The organism is Cupriavidus sp. GW821-FHT07C08, from assembly GCF_059419025.1.
Genome location: NZ_JBWKQZ010000001.1, coordinates 558,333 through 575,087 on the forward strand (window position 1 = coordinate 558,333; position 16,755 = coordinate 575,087).

At 67.7% G+C, this 16,755-nt stretch carries 13 protein-coding genes and 1 tRNA gene; 6 read left to right on the forward strand and 8 right to left on the reverse strand.

The genetic code is table 11. The features are described 5' to 3' along the window. Positions 1 to 58 precede the first annotated feature (58 nt). The 4 genes from AC07UK_RS02710 to hrpA form a co-directional block, all read right to left on the reverse strand. Positions 59 to 1,033: a sterol desaturase family protein gene (locus AC07UK_RS02710; RefSeq protein WP_436222089.1), complete on the reverse strand. Its 975-nt coding sequence runs from the start codon at positions 1,031 to 1,033 to the stop codon at positions 59 to 61. Next, positions 1,033 to 1,893: a polysaccharide deacetylase family protein gene (locus AC07UK_RS02715; protein ID WP_494685295.1), complete on the reverse strand. Its 861-nt coding sequence runs from the start codon at positions 1,891 to 1,893 to the stop codon at positions 1,033 to 1,035. Before AC07UK_RS02715 ends, AC07UK_RS02710 begins: the two co-directional genes overlap by 1 nt. 18 nt (positions 1,894 to 1,911) lie before the next feature. Beyond that, positions 1,912 to 2,910: a YVTN family beta-propeller repeat protein gene (locus AC07UK_RS02720; protein ID WP_494685294.1), complete on the reverse strand. Its 999-nt coding sequence runs from the start codon at positions 2,908 to 2,910 to the stop codon at positions 1,912 to 1,914. Positions 2,911 to 3,063: 153 nt separating this feature from the next. Next, positions 3,064 to 7,101, reverse strand: coding sequence for an ATP-dependent RNA helicase HrpA (gene hrpA, locus AC07UK_RS02725; RefSeq protein WP_436222091.1), 4,038 nt, complete (start codon positions 7,099 to 7,101; stop codon positions 3,064 to 3,066). A gap of 23 nt (positions 7,102 to 7,124) precedes the next feature. Between hrpA and argA the strand changes: the two genes are divergently transcribed. Next, entirely contained in the window at positions 7,125 to 8,591 is a 1,467-nt protein-coding gene (gene argA / locus AC07UK_RS02730; protein ID WP_436222092.1) for an amino-acid N-acetyltransferase, read from the forward strand. Positions 8,592 to 8,690: 99 nt separating this feature from the next. Beyond that, entirely contained in the window at positions 8,691 to 8,963 is a 273-nt protein-coding gene (locus tag AC07UK_RS02735) for an oxidative damage protection protein (protein WP_010809445.1), read from the forward strand. A gap of 68 nt (positions 8,964 to 9,031) precedes the next feature. On the opposite strand, the gene rpiA is transcribed toward AC07UK_RS02735, so the two are convergent. Continuing rightward, positions 9,032 to 9,718, reverse strand: a complete 687-nt coding sequence (gene rpiA, locus AC07UK_RS02740) for a ribose-5-phosphate isomerase RpiA (RefSeq protein ID WP_436222093.1) — start codon at positions 9,716 to 9,718, stop codon at positions 9,032 to 9,034. A gap of 158 nt (positions 9,719 to 9,876) precedes the next feature. On the opposite strand from rpiA, the gene tal reads away from it, so the two are divergent. Beyond that, complete coding sequence (gene tal / locus AC07UK_RS02745) at positions 9,877 to 10,833, forward strand: transaldolase (protein ID WP_035816345.1); 957 nt, start codon at positions 9,877 to 9,879, stop codon at positions 10,831 to 10,833. Positions 10,834 to 10,867: 34 nt separating this feature from the next. Here the strand turns inward: tal and AC07UK_RS02750 are convergent, their stop codons facing one another. The 3 genes from AC07UK_RS02750 to rnr form a co-directional block, all read right to left on the reverse strand. Beyond that, entirely contained in the window at positions 10,868 to 11,635 is a 768-nt protein-coding gene (locus AC07UK_RS02750) for an SIR2 family NAD-dependent protein deacylase (RefSeq protein ID WP_436222095.1), read from the reverse strand. Positions 11,636 to 11,639: 4 nt separating this feature from the next. Beyond that, on the reverse strand, positions 11,640 to 12,383 hold the full coding sequence (rlmB, locus tag AC07UK_RS02755; protein WP_494685293.1) for a 23S rRNA (guanosine(2251)-2'-O)-methyltransferase RlmB: 744 nt from the start codon (positions 12,381 to 12,383) through the stop codon (positions 11,640 to 11,642). Between the two features lie 79 nt (positions 12,384 to 12,462). Continuing rightward, positions 12,463 to 15,066, reverse strand: coding sequence for a ribonuclease R (gene rnr / locus AC07UK_RS02760; protein WP_436222097.1), 2,604 nt, complete (start codon positions 15,064 to 15,066; stop codon positions 12,463 to 12,465). A gap of 70 nt (positions 15,067 to 15,136) precedes the next feature. Here rnr and AC07UK_RS02765 point away from each other — a divergent pair. From AC07UK_RS02765 to AC07UK_RS02775, 3 genes are all read left to right on the forward strand, one after another. Next, positions 15,137 to 15,223 (forward strand) — tRNA-Leu (locus tag AC07UK_RS02765). Positions 15,224 to 15,610: 387 nt separating this feature from the next. Next, complete coding sequence (locus tag AC07UK_RS02770) at positions 15,611 to 16,045, forward strand: Rrf2 family transcriptional regulator (protein WP_035816341.1); 435 nt, start codon at positions 15,611 to 15,613, stop codon at positions 16,043 to 16,045. Positions 16,046 to 16,110: 65 nt separating this feature from the next. Further along, positions 16,111 to 16,722 carry an NAD(P)-dependent oxidoreductase gene (locus AC07UK_RS02775; protein WP_436222098.1) on the forward strand — a complete coding sequence of 204 codons (612 nt, stop codon included), beginning with the start codon at positions 16,111 to 16,113 and terminating at the stop codon, positions 16,720 to 16,722. Positions 16,723 to 16,755 lie beyond the last annotated feature (33 nt).

The following is a 16,755-nucleotide window of genomic DNA, read 5'->3' on the forward strand; positions in this document are numbered from 1 at the left end:
CCGGGACACTAGCATACGCCACTTGCCGCCGCGGCGGACTGCCTCCAGACCCGCTGGTTCAGCGCAGCCGCAGCAGCCGCTTGACGCCGTACCACTGGTGCGCCAGGAAGCCCGCGCCGTAGTCGTGGCCTTTGCCCAGCGGCGGCGGCAGCTGGTCGCGGATGCCGGTCGGGTGGTAGGTCTCGGTGAAGACCGCGGTGCCGAACAGCATGTCCCACCACGGGAAGATCACGCCGTAGTTGCAGCCGCCCAGCCTGGACGGTGCGCCTTCGGCCTCATGGCCGATGCCCACGGCGTGGTGGGTGCGGTGAAAGCGCGGCGAGATCAGCAGCCGCTCGCCGATGGCGCCGAAGTTCAGCCGCACATTGGCATGCTGCAGGCTCTGCAGCAGCTGCGACAACGCCACCAGCAGCACGTACTGCGACGGTTCCACGCCCACGCCCAGCGCCACCAGCGCGAACACCAGGTCGCGCAGCATGTCGTCCAGCAGGTGGTTGCGGTTGTCGCTCCACAGCGTCATCTGGCGCTGGCTGTGGTGCACCGCATGCAGGTGCCACCACCAGCGGAACGAATGCGACAGCCGGTGGTACCAGTAGTCGAGGATGTCGAACAGCAGCAGGTAGACAAAGAAGCTGACCAGCGGCACCGAGGTCACGCCCGGCCACCAGTCTTCCACATTGATGCGGTGCCAGCCCATCAGCCGCAGGTCGCCTTCCAGGGCGTCGGTCAACGGCGCCAGCAGGAAGAACATGGCCAGCCGGAACAGCCCGAGCCGGTGGATCACCGTGTAGAAGATATCAGTGCGGATGGCGGCGCGGTCGGATACCGGCTCGACCGGGCGCCATTTCTCCAGCGGCCCCAGGATCAATGCCATCACCACGATCTGCACCAGGCCCACCAGCAGCCATTCGGTGCCGGTGAAGGCTTCCTCGGCATAGCGGCCAAACCCGAGGTCGTAGACCACGGGCAGCACCACGTCCTGGAACAGCGTGCCCTCAACCTGGCCGATCCAGCCGTTCAGCGTCTCCCACATTACCGCCTGCCCTCCTTTTGTCCCACCGCCTGCGGCCTGGCGACCCAGTCGCGGTAGGCCGGGTGCTCGCGCAGCGTCGCGAAACAGAATCCCTTGCGCTCAAGACCGGCGAGCAGCGGCTCCAGCACGCCAGGCGCCCACGGATCCTTGCGCGACCAGATACCCAGGTGCGCCATGGTGATATCGCCGTCGCGCAGGTTGGCCAGCGCGCGCTCCAGCAGCGCCGCGTTGGGATAGCGGTCGGACGACAGCTCATCGCCCAGGAACCCCGCCGGCGCCCAGCCGACGTGGCGGAAGCCGCACTGTTCGGCCCATTGCACCGTCTGCGGCGCGGTGCGCCCGCCCGGGGCGCGCCACAGCGGCACCATGTCGGCGCCGGTCATGCCATGGAAAGCGTCGGCGCTGCGCCGCAGCTCCTGGCAGAAGCCGGCCGCGTCCATGGCCATGTCCTTGCCCGCCCGCGCGCCGAACTGCGGCCGCATGGTCACATGGCCGGCGCGCACGCTGCGCAGGTAGACATGGTCGAAGGTATGCGTGCCGAAGGCGTGGCCGTCGGCCACCAGCGCCTTCCAGTATGGCGCCCAGGCTGGGGCCAGCGAGCTGTCCTGGCGCACGGTCGGCTCATTGGCCAGGAAGAAGGTGGCGCGGATATGGTGGCGGCGCAGCGTGTCGGCGATCAGCTGCGCCTGGCTCATGCTGCCGGTGTCGAAGGTCAGGTAGAGCGTGCCGGCCGGGCACGCCTTGGCGGCAGGCTGGGCGGCATCAGCCGCCTGCAGCGCGGACGGCAGGCCGCAGGCAAGCGCCAGCGCGGCCAGCAGCTTGCCCAGCCGTCCTGATCGCGATGCCCTGGTGTCGTCCATGGTCCCTGCCCTGCCTGGTCAATACAGCGGCGCGCGCGTGCGGAAATAGATGCCGTGCGGCGAGCGCCCAACGCGCACGGTCTTGACCAGCTTGCGGCTGGCCACGTCGACCAGGCCGACCGAGCGCGCCCAGCGGAAGGTTACCCACAGCGTCTTGCCGTCGGCGGTCAGCTCCATGTCGTCCGGGCCCGGCGGCAGGCCGGTGATGTCGCCGACCTTGGTCAGCGTCTGCTGGTCGATGATGCTGATGCTGCCGGTAACCCGGTTGCTCAGGAACAGATGGCGCTTGTCGCCGACCGCGCGGAAGTTGTGCGCGCCCTTGCCGGTCTGGATCTGCTTGACCACCGTGCGCGTGCGCCAGTCGATCACGGCCACGTAGTCGGCCCCGGTCATGCCGACCAGCAGGTATTTCTGGTCCGGCGTGACCCAGATGCCCGCCGGCGCCGAGCCGGTTTCCATGCGCCACATCACGTTCTGCGTGACCAGGTCGATGGCTACCACCTCATTGGAGTCCTGCAGCGTGATGAAGGCGATGCGGCTGTCGGCGGTAAAGGCGATATGGCTCGGGGTCTTGGCCAGCGGGAACTGCTTGGCCAGCTTCAGCGCCTTGCCGTCCCAGCGGTAGAGGTCGACACGGTCGAGCCGGTTGCCGGTGGCGACAAACCACTTCTGATCCGGCGAGAAGCCGATCTGGTACGGGTCGTCGACATTGGGCACGCGCTGCTGGACCTTGCCCGAGACCGGGTCCAGGAACACCAGGTCGTTGCCGACCGCGTTGGCAATGATCAGCGACTTGTCGTCCGGCGTGGCGATCAGGTGGTGCGGTTCCTTGCCGATCGGGAAGGTCTCCAGCACCTTCTGGGTATCCTTGTCGATCAGCGTGACGGTTGCATCACCCGAATTCAGAATCACTACCACTTCCGCCGATGCCGGTGCGGCCAGCAGGCCCAGCGCCAGGGCGCCCACCGTGAAACCACCAGCTACAACACGACGCAATGCGAACCGCAGCGCAAACATAAGACCTGCCAGAAGAAGACTGAACCGGCGATTCTAACGGTTGAGCATGAGAATCCGCTGACGTCGCGACTGATGCCCATCAAGATTTTGGCAGATTGTTGCGCCGGAGCGACCATTTGCGGTTCGCGCCGGCATTCCGCCCCGCGCCGGCGCTCAGCGCTGCATCGATTCCCACACTTTCTGCAGCCGCTTGACTGACATCGGCACCGGCGTGCGCAGCTCCTGGGCGAACAGCGCGATGCGCAGTTCCTCCAGCATCCAGCGGAATTCGTCCAGCCGCGCGTCCTCGCCGCCGCGGCCCTGGGTGCGCAGCTGCTTTTCGGCCCGCTGCCACTGCTGCACCAGCGGCGCCATCTCCTGCGTGCGCTGCGTGTCGCGCGCCGGGTCGCCCTTGAGCTTGTCCACCCGCATGGCGATGCCCTTCAGGTAGCGCGGGAAATGGACCAGCTGCGTGTACGGGGTCTCGTCGACAAAGCGCTTGCCCATCAGCCGCCCGAGCTGCGCCTCCATGTCCGCATGGGGCCCGGCGAACGGCTTGGCCTGCAGCAGCTTGCGCGGCAGCCCGGCGTACTCGGCCAGGATGGTCCCCACCAGCCGCGCGATCTCCTGCGCCAGCAGCGACAGCCGGGTGCGGCCCTCGTCCTTGCGCGCATTGAACTCGGCCTCGTTGCGCGGCAGCGGCGCCTGCATGCAGGCACGCTCCAGCGCCAGCATCACGATCTGCTCGCGCAGCATCTCCTGCGTGCCCAGCGTCATGTACTGCATCGCCATCTGCTGCAGGCCCGGGATGTTCTTCTCGATGAACTTGACCTGCTCGCGCAGCTGCAGCGCAAACAGCCGGCGCAGCCCCAGGTGGTGGACGCGTGCGGCTTCCTGCGGGTCGTCGAAGACTTCCACGTCGCAGTGCGTGCCGCGGTCGACCAGCGCGGGATAGCCGAACAGGGTCTGGCTGCCCTTGCGGATCTCCAGCAGCTCGGGCAGCTCGCCGAAGGTCCACCCGGTCAGGCCCTCGTACTTGCCGGGCTCGGCCGCGGCCAGCGGCGCCGCCTGCTCGGGGGCCAGGGTTGCCGCCTGTGCCGCGGCTTGCGCGGCCACCCGCTGGAACGACTGCTGCGCCTGCCCGCCCAGCTCGGCACGCAACTGGGCCAGGTTGCGGCCCATCTCAAGCTGGCGGCCGTGCTCGTCGACCACCTTGAAGTTCATCGTATGGTGCGCGGGCAGCGTTTCCAGCTTGAAGTCGGCCCGCTTGACCATGGTGCCGGTCTGCTCGCGGATATCGGCGATCAGCACATCCAGCAGCTCGCCCTCGCCAAGCGGCTGGCGCGCGACAAAGCCCGCGGCATACTCCGGCAGCGGCACGCAGTGGCGGCGCAGCTTCTGCGGCAGCGACTTGAGCAGCAGGTGCACCTTCTCCCTGATCATGCCCGGCACCAGCCAGTCTGCGCGCTCCTGGCGCACCTGGTTGAGTGCGTATAGCGGCACGGTCAGGGTCACGCCGTCGCGGTGGCTGCCTGGCTCGAAGTGGTAAGTCAGCCCCATGTCCACCCCGGCCACGTTCATGGCCTTGGGGAACAGGTCGGTGGTGATGCCGGCCGCCTCGTGCCGCATCAGCTCGTCGCGGTTCAGGTACAGCAGCTTGCGGTCCCTGGCGCTCTCGGCCTGGTACCACTGCTCGAAGGTGGCCTGCTGGCAGATGTCGGCGGGAATCGCGCGATCGTAGAAGGCGTAGATCAGTTCGTCGTCGACCAGCACGTCCTGGCGGCGCGACTTGTGCTCGAGGTTCTCGATCTCGCGCACCAGGCGCTGGTTGTGCGCATAGAACGGCAGGCGCGTATCGAACTCGCCCTCGACCAGCGCGCGGCGGATAAAGATCTCGCGCGCTTCCTGCGGGTTCATCGGGCCGTAGTGCACGCGGCGGTGCTGGTAGACCACCAGCCCGTACAGCGTGGCGCGCTCCAGCGCCAGCACCTGGCCCGCCTTCTTTTCCCAGTGCGGATCGCTCCAGCTGACCTTGAGCAGGTGGCGGCCCACCTGTTCCAGCCATTCCGGCTCGATGCGCGCCAGCGTGCGCGCGAACAGCCGGCTGGTCTCGACCAGCTCGGCCGCGACAATCCAGCGCCCGACCTTGCGCGCGATCAGCGAGCCCGGCCACAGGTGGAACTTGATGCCGCGCGCGCCCAGGTATTCGCGGCCCTTGCCGTCGCCATCCTCGATGCGGCAGCCGACATTGCCCAGCAGGCCGGTCAGCAGCGCCTTGTGCACCTGCTCATAGGTGGGCTCGCTGTCGTTCAGGCGCCAGCCCTGCTCGGTCACCGTGGTCAGCAGTTGCGAATGCACGTCGCGCCACTCGCGCAGCCGCAGGTGCGACAGGAAGTGGGCGCGGCACTGGTCCTGCAGCTGACGGTTGGACTTCTTGTGCGCGACCGCGTCCTCGAACCACTTCCACAGCCTGACCCAGCCCAGGAACTCGGACTTCTCGTCCATGAACTTGCGATGCGCCTGGTCGGCGGCTTCCTGCGCCTCCTGCGGGCGGTCGCGCGGGTCCTGCACCGACAGCGCGCTGGCGATGACCAGCACCTCGCGCAGGCACTGGTGCTCGCGCGCGGCCAGGATCATGCGCGCCACGCGCGGGTCCAGCGGCAGCTTGGCCAGCTGGCGCCCGGTGCCGGTCAGCTGGTTGGCGTCGTCGACCGCGCCCAGTTCCTGCAGCAGCTGGTAGCCGTCGGCCACGGCGCGGCCCAGCGGCGGCTCGATAAACGGAAACGACTCGATCTCGGTCAGCCGCAGCGCCTTCATGCGCAGGATCACCGCGGCCAGCGACGAGCGCAGGATCTCGGGGTCGGTAAAGCGCGGGCGGCCCGTGAAATCGGACTCCTCATACAGCCGGATGCAAACGCCGTTGGCAACCCGGCCGCAACGGCCGGCGCGCTGGTTGGCGGCGGCCTGCGAGATTGACTCGACCTGCAGTTGCTCGACCTTGTTGCGGTATGAGTAGCGCTTGACCCGCGCCAGCCCGGTATCGACCACATAGCGGATGCCCGGCACCGTCAGCGAGGTTTCAGCGACGTTGGTCGCCAGCACGATGCGCCGTGCGTTGGACGGCTTGAACACCCGCTCCTGCTCCTGCACCGACAGCCGCGCAAACAGCGGCAGGATCTCGGTATGCGGCGGGTGGTGCTTGCGCAGCGCCTCGGCGGCTTCGCGGATCTCGCGCTCGCCGGGCAGGAAGACCAGCACATCGCCGGGGCCGACTCGGCACAGCTCGTCGACGGCCTCGACAATGCCATCGTACAGGTCGCGCTCGCGCGCCTGCGGGCTGCGCTGCGCGCCCGCGGGCACGTCCTCGGTGATCGGACGGTAGCGCACTTCCACCGGGTACAAGCGGCCGCTGACCTCGATCACCGGCGCCGGCTTGTCGCCCGAGGCGAAATGCTGGGCAAAGCGCTGGGCATCGATGGTGGCCGAGGTGATGATCACCTTCAGGTCCGGCCGCTTTGGCAGGATCTGGCGCAGGTAGCCGATCAGGAAGTCGATGTTCAGGCTGCGCTCGTGCGCCTCATCGATGATCAGCGTGTCGTAGGCGCGCAGCAGCGGATCGTTCTGGGTCTCGGCCAGCAGGATGCCGTCGGTCATCAGCTTGACCGACGCCCCCGACGACATGGTGTCGTTGAAACGCACCTGGTAGCCCACGTGCTCGCCCAGCGGCGTGCCGATTTCCTGCGCGATGCGCTTGGCGGTCGAGGTCGCGGCGATGCGCCGCGGCTGGGTGTGGCCGATCAGCCCCCCACCCTCGCGCCCCGGGCCGCGCCCGATCGACAGGCAGATCTTGGGCAGCTGGGTGGTCTTTCCCGAGCCGGTCTCGCCCGAGACGATCACCACCTGGTTGGCCAGCAGCGCCGCGGCAATCTCGTCGCGGCGGCCGGAGACCGGCAGGGCCTCCGGGAAGGTGATGGGCGGCAGCGGGTTGACCGGCCTTGGCGCACGCGGTGGCCGCGGCTCGCGGGGACCGCGTGGCGGGCGCTGCCCGGCCTCACCGGCCGGCCGGGCAGCGGCTGGCTGCGGACGGACGTCCGGCTTCCTGACCGGGCCTGGGGCCGGCCGGGACTGGGTTGGGGAGGCGGACTGACCGGCACCGGCACGCTGGCTCGGCGCGGCGGGTGGTTTAGGCTTGACGGGGCGTTGTTCTGACATTGGCCGGGATTATAATCCGCGGGATGAACGCCAGAACCGACGCGCCGCAGACGGCGCCTGCCTCCTCGCCCGCCGCCCCCGTGCCGGCGGAGCCGCCTGCGGCTGAATTCCCCGCGCCTGCCCCGGCCTCCCCCGTGCCCGCCGCCCCGGCGCCCACGGCGGCCGAGCCCGAGCGCAGCGGCCCCGACCACCAGCAGTTCGTCGACTGGCTGCGCATGGTGGCGCCGTATATCCATGCCTTCCGCGGCAAGACCTTTGTGATCGCCTTCGCCGGCGAGCTGGTCAAGTCGGGCGTGCTCAATGCGCTGGTCAACGATGTCGCGCTGCTGCACGCCATGGGCATGCAGATCGTGCTGGTGCACGGCTCGCGCCCGCAGGTGGAAGAACAGCTGGCGCTGCGCCATGTCGAGTCACAGTTCGTCGATGGCGTGCGCGTCACCGACAACGCCGCGCTCGAATGCGCCAAGGAGGCCGCCGGCGAACTGCGCCTGGACATCGAGGCCGCCTTCAGCCAGGGCCTGCCCAATACGCCGATGGCCGGCGCCCAGCTGTCGGTGATCTCCGGCAACTTCGTGACTGCCCGCCCGGTCGGCATCGTCAACGGCACCGACTACCAGCACACCGGCCTGGTGCGCAAGATCGACGCCGAGTCCGTGCGCATGTCGCTGTCGCACGGCAAGGTGGTGCTGCTGTCGCCGCTGGGCTTCTCGCCCACCGGCCAGGCCTTCAACCTGTCGATGGAAGACGTGGCCAGCGCTACGGCCACCGCGCTCAAGGCCGACAAGCTGATCTTCATCACCGAGGTGCCGGGCGTGCCCGACCCGGTCGGCAAGATGATGCAGGAAATGTCGCTGCGCACCGCGGTGGAGCGCCTGCAGAACAAGCACCTGCCGCCGGACGTGGCCAACTACCTGCAGCACCTGGTCAAGGCGCTCAAGGGCGGCGTGCCGCGTGCGCACCTGATCCCCTATTCGCTCGACGGCGCGGTGCTGCTGGAACTGTTCCTGCACGACGGCGTCGGCACCATGCTGTCCGACACCGACCTGGAAAGCCTGCGCGAAGCCACCCTCGACGACGTCGGCGGCATCGTCCAGCTGATCGCCCCGCTGGAGCAGGACGGCACGCTGGTGCCGCGGGGACGCCACCTGATCGAGCGCGATATCTCCAACTTCTCGGTGATCGAGCACGACGGCGTGCTGTTCGGCTGCGCGGCGCTCTACGACTACCCGCGCGAGAACATGGGCGAGATGGCCTGCCTGACGGTATCGCAGGAAGCCCAGGGCACCGGCGACGGCGAGCGCCTGCTCAAGCGCATCGAGCGCCGCGCCCGCGCGCTCGGCCTGGAGAAGCTGTTTGTGCTCACCACCCGCACCGAACACTGGTTCCTGAAGCGCGGTTTCGTCCACGCCAACGTCGACGACCTGCCCGAGGACAAGCGCAAGCTCTACAACTGGCAGCGCAAGTCCATGGTGCTGATGAAAAAGCTGTGAAGTCATAGGGGCAATCGCCGCCGCGCCGCGGCTGGCGGCCCCGCTTGGCTACAATAGCGCCAGCGCCTCAGCACCTGACAAACAAACCAAGGAGTCCCCATGGCCCGCATGGTCCAATGCATCAAGCTGAACAAGGAAGCCGAAGGCCTCGACTTCCCGCCGCTGCCCGGCGAACTGGGCAAGAAGATCTGGCAAAGCGTGTCGAAGGAAGCCTGGGCTGGCTGGCTCAAGCACCAGACCATGCTGATCAACGAAAACCGCCTGAACATGGCCGATGCGCGCGCGCGCCAGTACCTGCTCAAGCAGACCGAGAAGTACTTCTTCGGTGAAGGCGCCGACCAGGCCCAGGGCTACGTGCCGCCGCAGTCGTGAACCGGACCGGCCAATGAAAAAAGGGGTGCCTCAGGCACCCCTTTTTGCTTGGTAGCGAGCGACCTTGCTCAGTAGTCCGTGCGCTGCACGCCGTCGCCGGTGCCCAGCAGCAGCACATCCGCGCCGCGCAGCGCGAACAGGCCCACGGTGACCACGCCCGGCACCTGGTTGACGGCCTGCTCCAGGCCGCGCGGATCGTCGATCTTCAGGCCGACCACGTCCAGGATCACATTGCCGTTGTCGGTCTTGTAGATGCCGCCTTCCTTGGTCATGCGCAGGCGCGGCTGGCCACCCAGGGCCTGCAGCTTGCGCGCCACCGCGGCACGTGCCATCGGGATCACCTCGACCGGCAGCGGGAAGGTGCCCATGGTCTGGACCAGCTTGCTGCCGTCGGCGATGCAGACAAAGCGCTTCGCGACCGAGGCCACGATCTTCTCGCGCGTGAGCGCCCCGCCGCCGCCCTTGATCATGGCGCCGCTGGCGTCGATCTCGTCGGCGCCGTCGACATACACCGGGATCTCGTCGACCTCGTTCAGGTCCAGCACCTTGAAGCCGTGCTGCTGCAGGCGGCGCGTGGACGCCTCGGAACTCGACACCGCACCGGCGAAGCGCTCCTTGAATGCCGCCACGGCGTCAATGAAGAGATTGGCGGTGGAGCCAGTGCCCACGCCGAGCACTGCTCCTTCGGGCACTTCGTGCTTCACGTAGTCGGCGGCAGCTTGCGCGACCAGCGCCTTGAGTTCATCCTGAGTCATGACAACAGCCAGATTGCGTTGGGGGAAACGCGTAGTGTAGCGGATTGCGGCGGCAGGTCACGCGGGCGACGGTACAATGGACCGGACCGGGTGCCGTACGCGCACCCCTGATGCCCGCGAATGATTTTGCAGACGCTCAAGCAGACCAACTAGCGACCATGAACCAGCTCGAACAACTCAGGCAGTTCACCACGGTGGTGGCCGATACCGGCGACTTCCAGCTGATGAAGCAGTACACCCCGCAGGACGCGACCACCAATCCGTCGCTGATCCTGAAGGCCGTGCAGAAACCCGAATACCGCCATCTGCTGGAGAAGGCGGTGCAGGACCACCACGGCAACGGCGGCGTCGATGCGGTGATGGACGAAGTGCTGATCGCCTTCGGCTGCGAGATCCTGGCGATCGTGCCGGGCCGCGTGTCGACCGAAGTCGATGCGCGCCTGTCCTTCGACACCGAGGCCAGCGTGGCCAAGGCGCGCCACCTGATCCAGCTGTACGAGCAGCGCGGCATCGCGCGCGAGCGCGTGCTGATCAAGATCGCCTCCACCTGGGAAGGCATCCGCGCGGCCGAGATCCTGCAGCGCGACGGCATCCGCTGCAACATGACGCTGCTGTTCTCGCTGGTGCAGGCGGTGGCGTGCGCCGAGGCCGGCGCGCAGCTGATCTCGCCCTTCGTCGGCCGCATCTTCGACTGGTACAAGAAACAGGCCGGCGAGCAATGGGACGCGGCCGCCAACGGCGGCGACAACGACCCCGGCGTGCGCTCGGTGCGCCAGATCTACGACTACTACAAGAAGTTCGGCTACCCGACCGAGGTGATGGGCGCCAGCTTCCGCAGCACCGCGCAGATCCTGTCGCTGGCCGGCTGCGACCTGCTGACCATCAGCCCCGAGCTGCTCGAGCAGCTGGCCGCCGGCCAGGGCCCGGTGACGCACAAGCTGTCGGTGGACCAAGCCCAGGCCGCCAATATCGCCCGCATCGCGGCCGACGAGGCGTCCTTCCGCTGGCAGCTGAATGAGGATGCGATGGCGACGGAAAAGCTGGCCGAAGGCATCCGCCTGTTTGCGGCGGATGCAGTCAAGCTGGAAAAGCTGATCGGCGAGATCGCAAAGTAAGCGCAGGTCCGGGCCGCAAGGCCCGGATACAGGCTCAGCCGGCCGCCGGAGCCAGCTGCGGCCACAGCAGCGGCAAGCAGGCGCCCGCCGCGGCGGACAGCACGATATCCGCGGTCTGGTCCAGCGCCGAAGGCTGCGGATTGACCACGATCACCGGCGCGCCATGCTCGCGCGCCAGGCCCGGCAGCCCCGCCGCCGGATAGACCAGCCCCGAGGTGCCGACCACCAGGCACAGGTCGCAGTGCTGCGCCGCATGCTCGGCGCGGTAGCGCGCCACGCGCGGCAGGTCCTCACCGAACCACACCACGCCCGGACGCATCAGCGCGCCGCACAGGTTGCAGCGCGGCGGCATGCCGGGCAGCGCGGTCGCCTCGTTGCAGCGCCCGCACCCGTCCAGCCATTTGTTGGCGAACAGGTTCCCGTGCAGTTCGATCACGCCCGCGCTGCCGGCGCGCTGGTGCAGGCCGTCAACGTTCTGCGTGACCAGCGTGAAAGGTTTCTGCGCAGCCAGCGCGACCAGCGCATGGTGCGCCGGGTTGGGATGCACGGCTGCGACCAGCTCGCGCCGGTGCAGGTACCACTCCCAGACCAGCGCAGGCTGGCGGCGGTAGGCGTCCTCGCTGGCCAGCTCTTCCGGGTCGAACTGTTCCCACAGCCCGGTCATCGCGTCGCGGAAGGTCGGCACGCCGGATTCGGCGGAAATGCCGGCGCCGGTCAGCACGAAGATATTGCCGGCGGCCGCGATCAGCCGGCGTGCTTCCTCAAGCCCCGGCATTTCAAGGAGACCGGAATCAGCGGCCATGGACTTATCGCGGCAGGCGCCGCTGGCGCACGGCTTCGTACAGGCATACACCGCTGGCGACCGAGACGTTCAGGCTTCCCACGCCACCCGCCATCGGGATGCCGACCAGCTCGTCGCAGGTTTCGCGCGTGAGGCGGCGCATGCCCTCGCCTTCGGCGCCCATCACGATCGCGGTCGGGCCCTTGAAGTCGATGTCATACAGCGACTTCTCGGTGCCGTCGGCGGTGCCGATGACCCAGATGCCGCGTTCCTGCAGTTCACGCAGGGTGCGGGCCAGGTTGGTGACGGTGATATAGGGCACGGTCTCGGCGGCGCCGCTGGCGACCTTGGCCACGGTGGTATTGAGGCCGACGCTGCGGTCCTTGGGGGCGATCACGGCATGCGCGCCGGCGCCGTCGGCCACGCGCAGGCAGGCGCCCAGGTTGTGGGGGTCGGTGACGCCGTCAAGCACCAGCAGCAGCGGCGTGCCTTCGATGCCGTCGAGCAGTTCATCCAGGTTCAGCGCCAGTGCCACGTCTTCGGCACGTGCCACCACGCCCTGGTGGCGGTCGGTGCCGGCCATGCCGCGCAGGCGCTCGGCATCGACCGGGTGCAGGCGCACGCCCAGGCTTTCGGCCAGGCGCACGAAGTCCTGCATGCGCCGGTCGCGGCGGGCGGATTCGATATAGACATCGGTCACGCCCTTGGCATCTTGGCGCAGGCGTGCGGTGACGGCGTGAAAGCCGATCAGGAGTTTGTTTTTAGCCATGGCGCGATTGTACTCGCCCTCTCGCCCCCGGCAGCCGGCCGGGGGGCGAGAGGTGGCGGCATGGCGGCCGCCGCGGGCTTCAGCGCTTGCGCGGGGTGCGCGGGCTCTTGGCCGGCGTCTTGCCCGGCGGCTTGGCCTGGTGCGACTTGGAGGCCGGCTTGCGCGGCTTCTCCAGGTGCGAGGGCTTGGGCTTGGCCGCGTGCTTGGCCGGCTTGCCGCCGGTCTTCACATGCGGCCTGAGCGGCGTGATCACCGCCTCGAACACCGGCTGCTCCTCGATCACGCGGTCCAGCGTCTCGTCGAACGACTCTTCCGGCTTGGACGAGCCGCCCAGCAGCGCCGCCAGCTGGCGGCCCTTCTTGCGTGCCGGCACCGCATGGGCGGCAGGCACGCGCGGCTGGGTCTCTGTGCCCCCCGCGCGGGCGCGCAGGGTTTTCGCCGACGGCTCCTGCACCAGGCGGAAGTCGATCTTGCGCGCATCCAGGTCCACGCGCGACACCTGCACGCGCACGCGGTCGGTCAGGCGGTAGCGGATGCCGGTGCGCTCGCCGCGCAGTTCGTTGCGGGCCTCGTCGTACTGGAAGTAGTCGCTGCCCAGCTCGGTCACGTGGACCAGGCCTTCCACATACAGCTCGTCGAGCTGCACGAAGATGCCGAACGAGGTCACGGCGCTGATGGTGCCGGCGTAGTCGCTGCCCAGCTTGTCGCGCATGAAGTAGCACTTGAGCCAGGCCTCGACATCGCGCGAAGCCTCGTCCGCGCGGCGCTCATTGGCCGAGCAGTGCAGGCCGAGCTCGTCCCAGATGGCCTCGTTGCGCTTGGCGCGCGCCGCGGTCAGTTCTGCCTTCTGCTCGGCGTCCTTGGCCTGCAGCCGGCGCGCCTTGGGCGAGATCGCGGTATTCAGCTCGGTCCCGTGCGCAAACGCCGGCTGGTACTTGGTATGCGCCAGCACCGCCTTGATCGCGCGGTGCACCAGCAGGTCGGGGTAGCGGCGGATCGGGCTGGTGAAGTGCGCGTAGGCCTCGTACGCCAGGCCGAAGTGGCCGATATTGTCCGGGCTGTAGACCGCCTGCTGCATCGAGCGCAGCAGCATGGTCTGCAGCATCGGCGCGTCGGGACGGGACTTGATCTTGTCCATCACCTCGGCGTAGTCCGATGCCTGCGGCTTGTCGCCGCCGCCCAGCGACAGGCCGGCGGTGCGCAGGAAGTCGCGCAGGTTCTTCAGCTTCTCTTCGCTGGGGCCCGCGTGGATGCGGTACAGCGCCGGGTGCTTGAAGCGTTCGAGGAAGTCGGCCGCGCATACGTTGGCGGTCAGCATGCACTCCTCGATCAGCCGGTGCGCGTCGTTGCGCGTGCGCGGCAGGATCTGCTCGATCTTGCCCTGCGCGTTGCAGACGATATAGGTCTCGGTGGTGTCGAAGTCGATCGCGCCGCGCGCGCGCCGTGCCTTGAGCAGGACCTGGAACAGCTCATACAGGTTCTGCAGGTGCGGCACCAGCTCGCTGCGCTTGTGCGCCTCGGGGCCCTTGGTGTTGGACAGCACCGACCAGACCTCGTTGTAGGTCAGGCGCGCGGCCGAATGCATCACGGCCGGGTAGAACTGGTAGCCCTTGAGCTCGCCCTTGGCGGTGATCACGGCATCGCACACCATGCACAGCCGGTCCACGTGCGGATTGAGCGAGCACAGCCCGTTGGACAACTTCTCCGGCAGCATCGGGATCACGCGGCGCGGGAAGTAGACCGAGGTGGCCCGGTCCAGCGCATCCGCGTCCAGCGGCGTGCCGGGGCGCACATAGTGCGACACATCGGCGATTGCCACGATCAGGCGCCAGCCCTTGGCGCGGCCGATCTTGACCGGCTCGCAATAGACCGCATCGTCGAAGTCGCGTGCGTCTTCGCCGTCGATGGTCACCAGCTGGATGTCGCGCAGGTCGATGCGGTGGTCCAGGTCGGCCTGGCGCACCTCGTCGGGCAGCGCGGCGGCTTCCTGGGCGGCGGCCGGCGCAAACGCATGTGGCACGCCATACTTGCGCACGGCGATCTCGATCTCCATGCCGGGATCGTCGATGTCGCCCAGTACCTCCACCACGCGGCCCACCGGCTGCACGTAGCGGTCGGGGAATTCGATCAGCTCGACGCTGACCACCTGCCCCACCCGTGCCTTGCCCTGCGCCTTGGGCGGGATCAGGATGTCCTGGCTGATGCGCTTGTCTTCAGGCGCCACCACCAGCACGCCGCCTTCACTGAGCAGACGGCCGATGACAAAACGGTTGGCGCGCTCGATGATCTCGACGATCTGCCCTTCGGGGCGCCCGCGCCGGTCGTAGCCGACCACGCGCACCTGCGCGCGGTCGTTGTGCATGGCCTTCTGCAGTTCGCGCTCGGGCAGGAAGATGTCGTCTTCGCCGTCGTCGCGGATCAGGAAGCCAAAGCCGTCGCGGTGGCCCTGCACCCGGCCGGTGACGAAGTTCGGCTGATGGGCCAGCTCATAGCGACCCTTGCGGTTCAGCTCGATCTGGCCGTCGCGCTCCATGGCCGCCAGGCGCTTCTGGAAACCGTCATGCTCTTTGCGCGTGACGGAGAGGGCCTTGGCAATATCGCCGGCCGACTGGGGGGATCCCGACGTTCTCAACACGCCCAGGATTTCTTCCCGGCTGGGGATCGGATAGTTGTTCTGATTCAATTTTTTCTGGAAACTATTTGACAAAATTCTCGCGCTCTCTATAATGAGCGCTTCGGTTGTTTCGACACCTGCCCAGGTGGCGGAATTGGTAGACGCACTAGGTTCAGGTCCTAGCGGTGGCAACACTGTGGAGGTTCGAGTCCTCTCCTGGGCACCAGATCACCGGAAAACCCGCAGCGCTTTCAAGCCCTGCGGGTTTTTTGTTTTTGACGCCTGTTTCGCGCATCAGATCCGGCAACTTGCACTCCTTGCTTGGCGGCCGTGCCGCGATGTCATAACTGCGAGCGTACGGGTTTTTTCCCGTCCGTGAAACCGCGCACCGTACCCCGCGCGGCAGCCGAACCACAACGGTACGGCAATGTCGAGGAGTGTAACAGCTTCAGTGGCGATTCCGGCATTCCACCGGCCATTGGCTGCCACATCGGCGTATCACCTCCTTCCCTCCCGGTACTCCGGCCACTTTGCACCCTGCCCGTGCTTGACATGCCTGACCATGTGTAACTATCATGGTTTCACATTGCATCTGACATCCTGAGCACAAGCGTTGAGCACAAGCAGCCGGTTCGCCGTGGCAGTCCACATCCTGACCCTGCTCGCCAGTTCGGCCGAGCCGGTACCGTCGTCGCTGATCGCCGGCAGCGTGGGCACCAACCCGGCGCTGATCCGGCGGCTGGTCGGCCAACTGGCTGAAGCCGGGCTGGTGGCGACCACCATGGGCAGCACCGGCGGCGCCACGCTGGCGCGCCCGGCCGCGTCGATCACGCTGCTCGACGTGTTCCGCGTAGTGGAAACCACCGCGCTGATCACGCTGCACCAGAGCGCGCCCAATCCGGCCTGCCCGGTCGGGCGCGAGATCACCGGTGCGCTGCGCAAGGTCGCGGACCGTGCGCAGGCGGCCATGGACGATACCCTTGCGGGCATCACCATCGCCAGCATGCTCGCCGATGTCGAAGGCAGCAGCCAGCGCCGCAAGCGCTGAATTTTTTTGTCCCGATATGTAACCACAATGGTTTCATATCAACCTGACCGAAAGAAGGAGTGACCATGAAGATCGCAATCATCGGCGCCACCGGCCGCGTTGGCACGCGCCTCACCGACGAAGCCCTGCGCCGCGGCCACCAGGTGACCGCCATTGCGCGCCACGCCAGCAAACTGCCCGCTCGCGACGGCGTGACCACCAGGGACCTCGACGCAACCGACAGCGCCGCACTGGCCGCGGCGCTGGCCGGCAATGACGTGGTCATCAGCAGCGCGCGCTTCGCGCAACTGAACGCGCAGCAGGTGACCTCGGCCGTGCGCCAGGCCGGCGTGCCGCGCCTGCTGGTGGTGGGTGGTGCCGGCAGCCTCTATGTTGCACCTGGGGTGCAGTTGGTCGACACCCCGAACTTCCCCGATGCATACAAGCCCGAGGCACTCGCAGGCCGCGACTTTCTCAACGCGCTGCGTGGCGAACAGCGGATCGACTGGACCTTCCTGTCGCCGTCGGCACTGTTCGAGCCCGGCGAGCGCACCGGCAAGTTCCGTGTTGGCGAGGAAACCCTGCTGAGCGACGCAGCAGGCAAGAGCTGGATCTCGATGGACGACTATGCCATCGCAATGCTCGACGAGATCGAAAAGCCGGCGCATTCGCGCCAGCGTTTCACGGTCGGGTACTAAAACCGCCCGGTGCCGTGCCCCGCGGGTACGGCT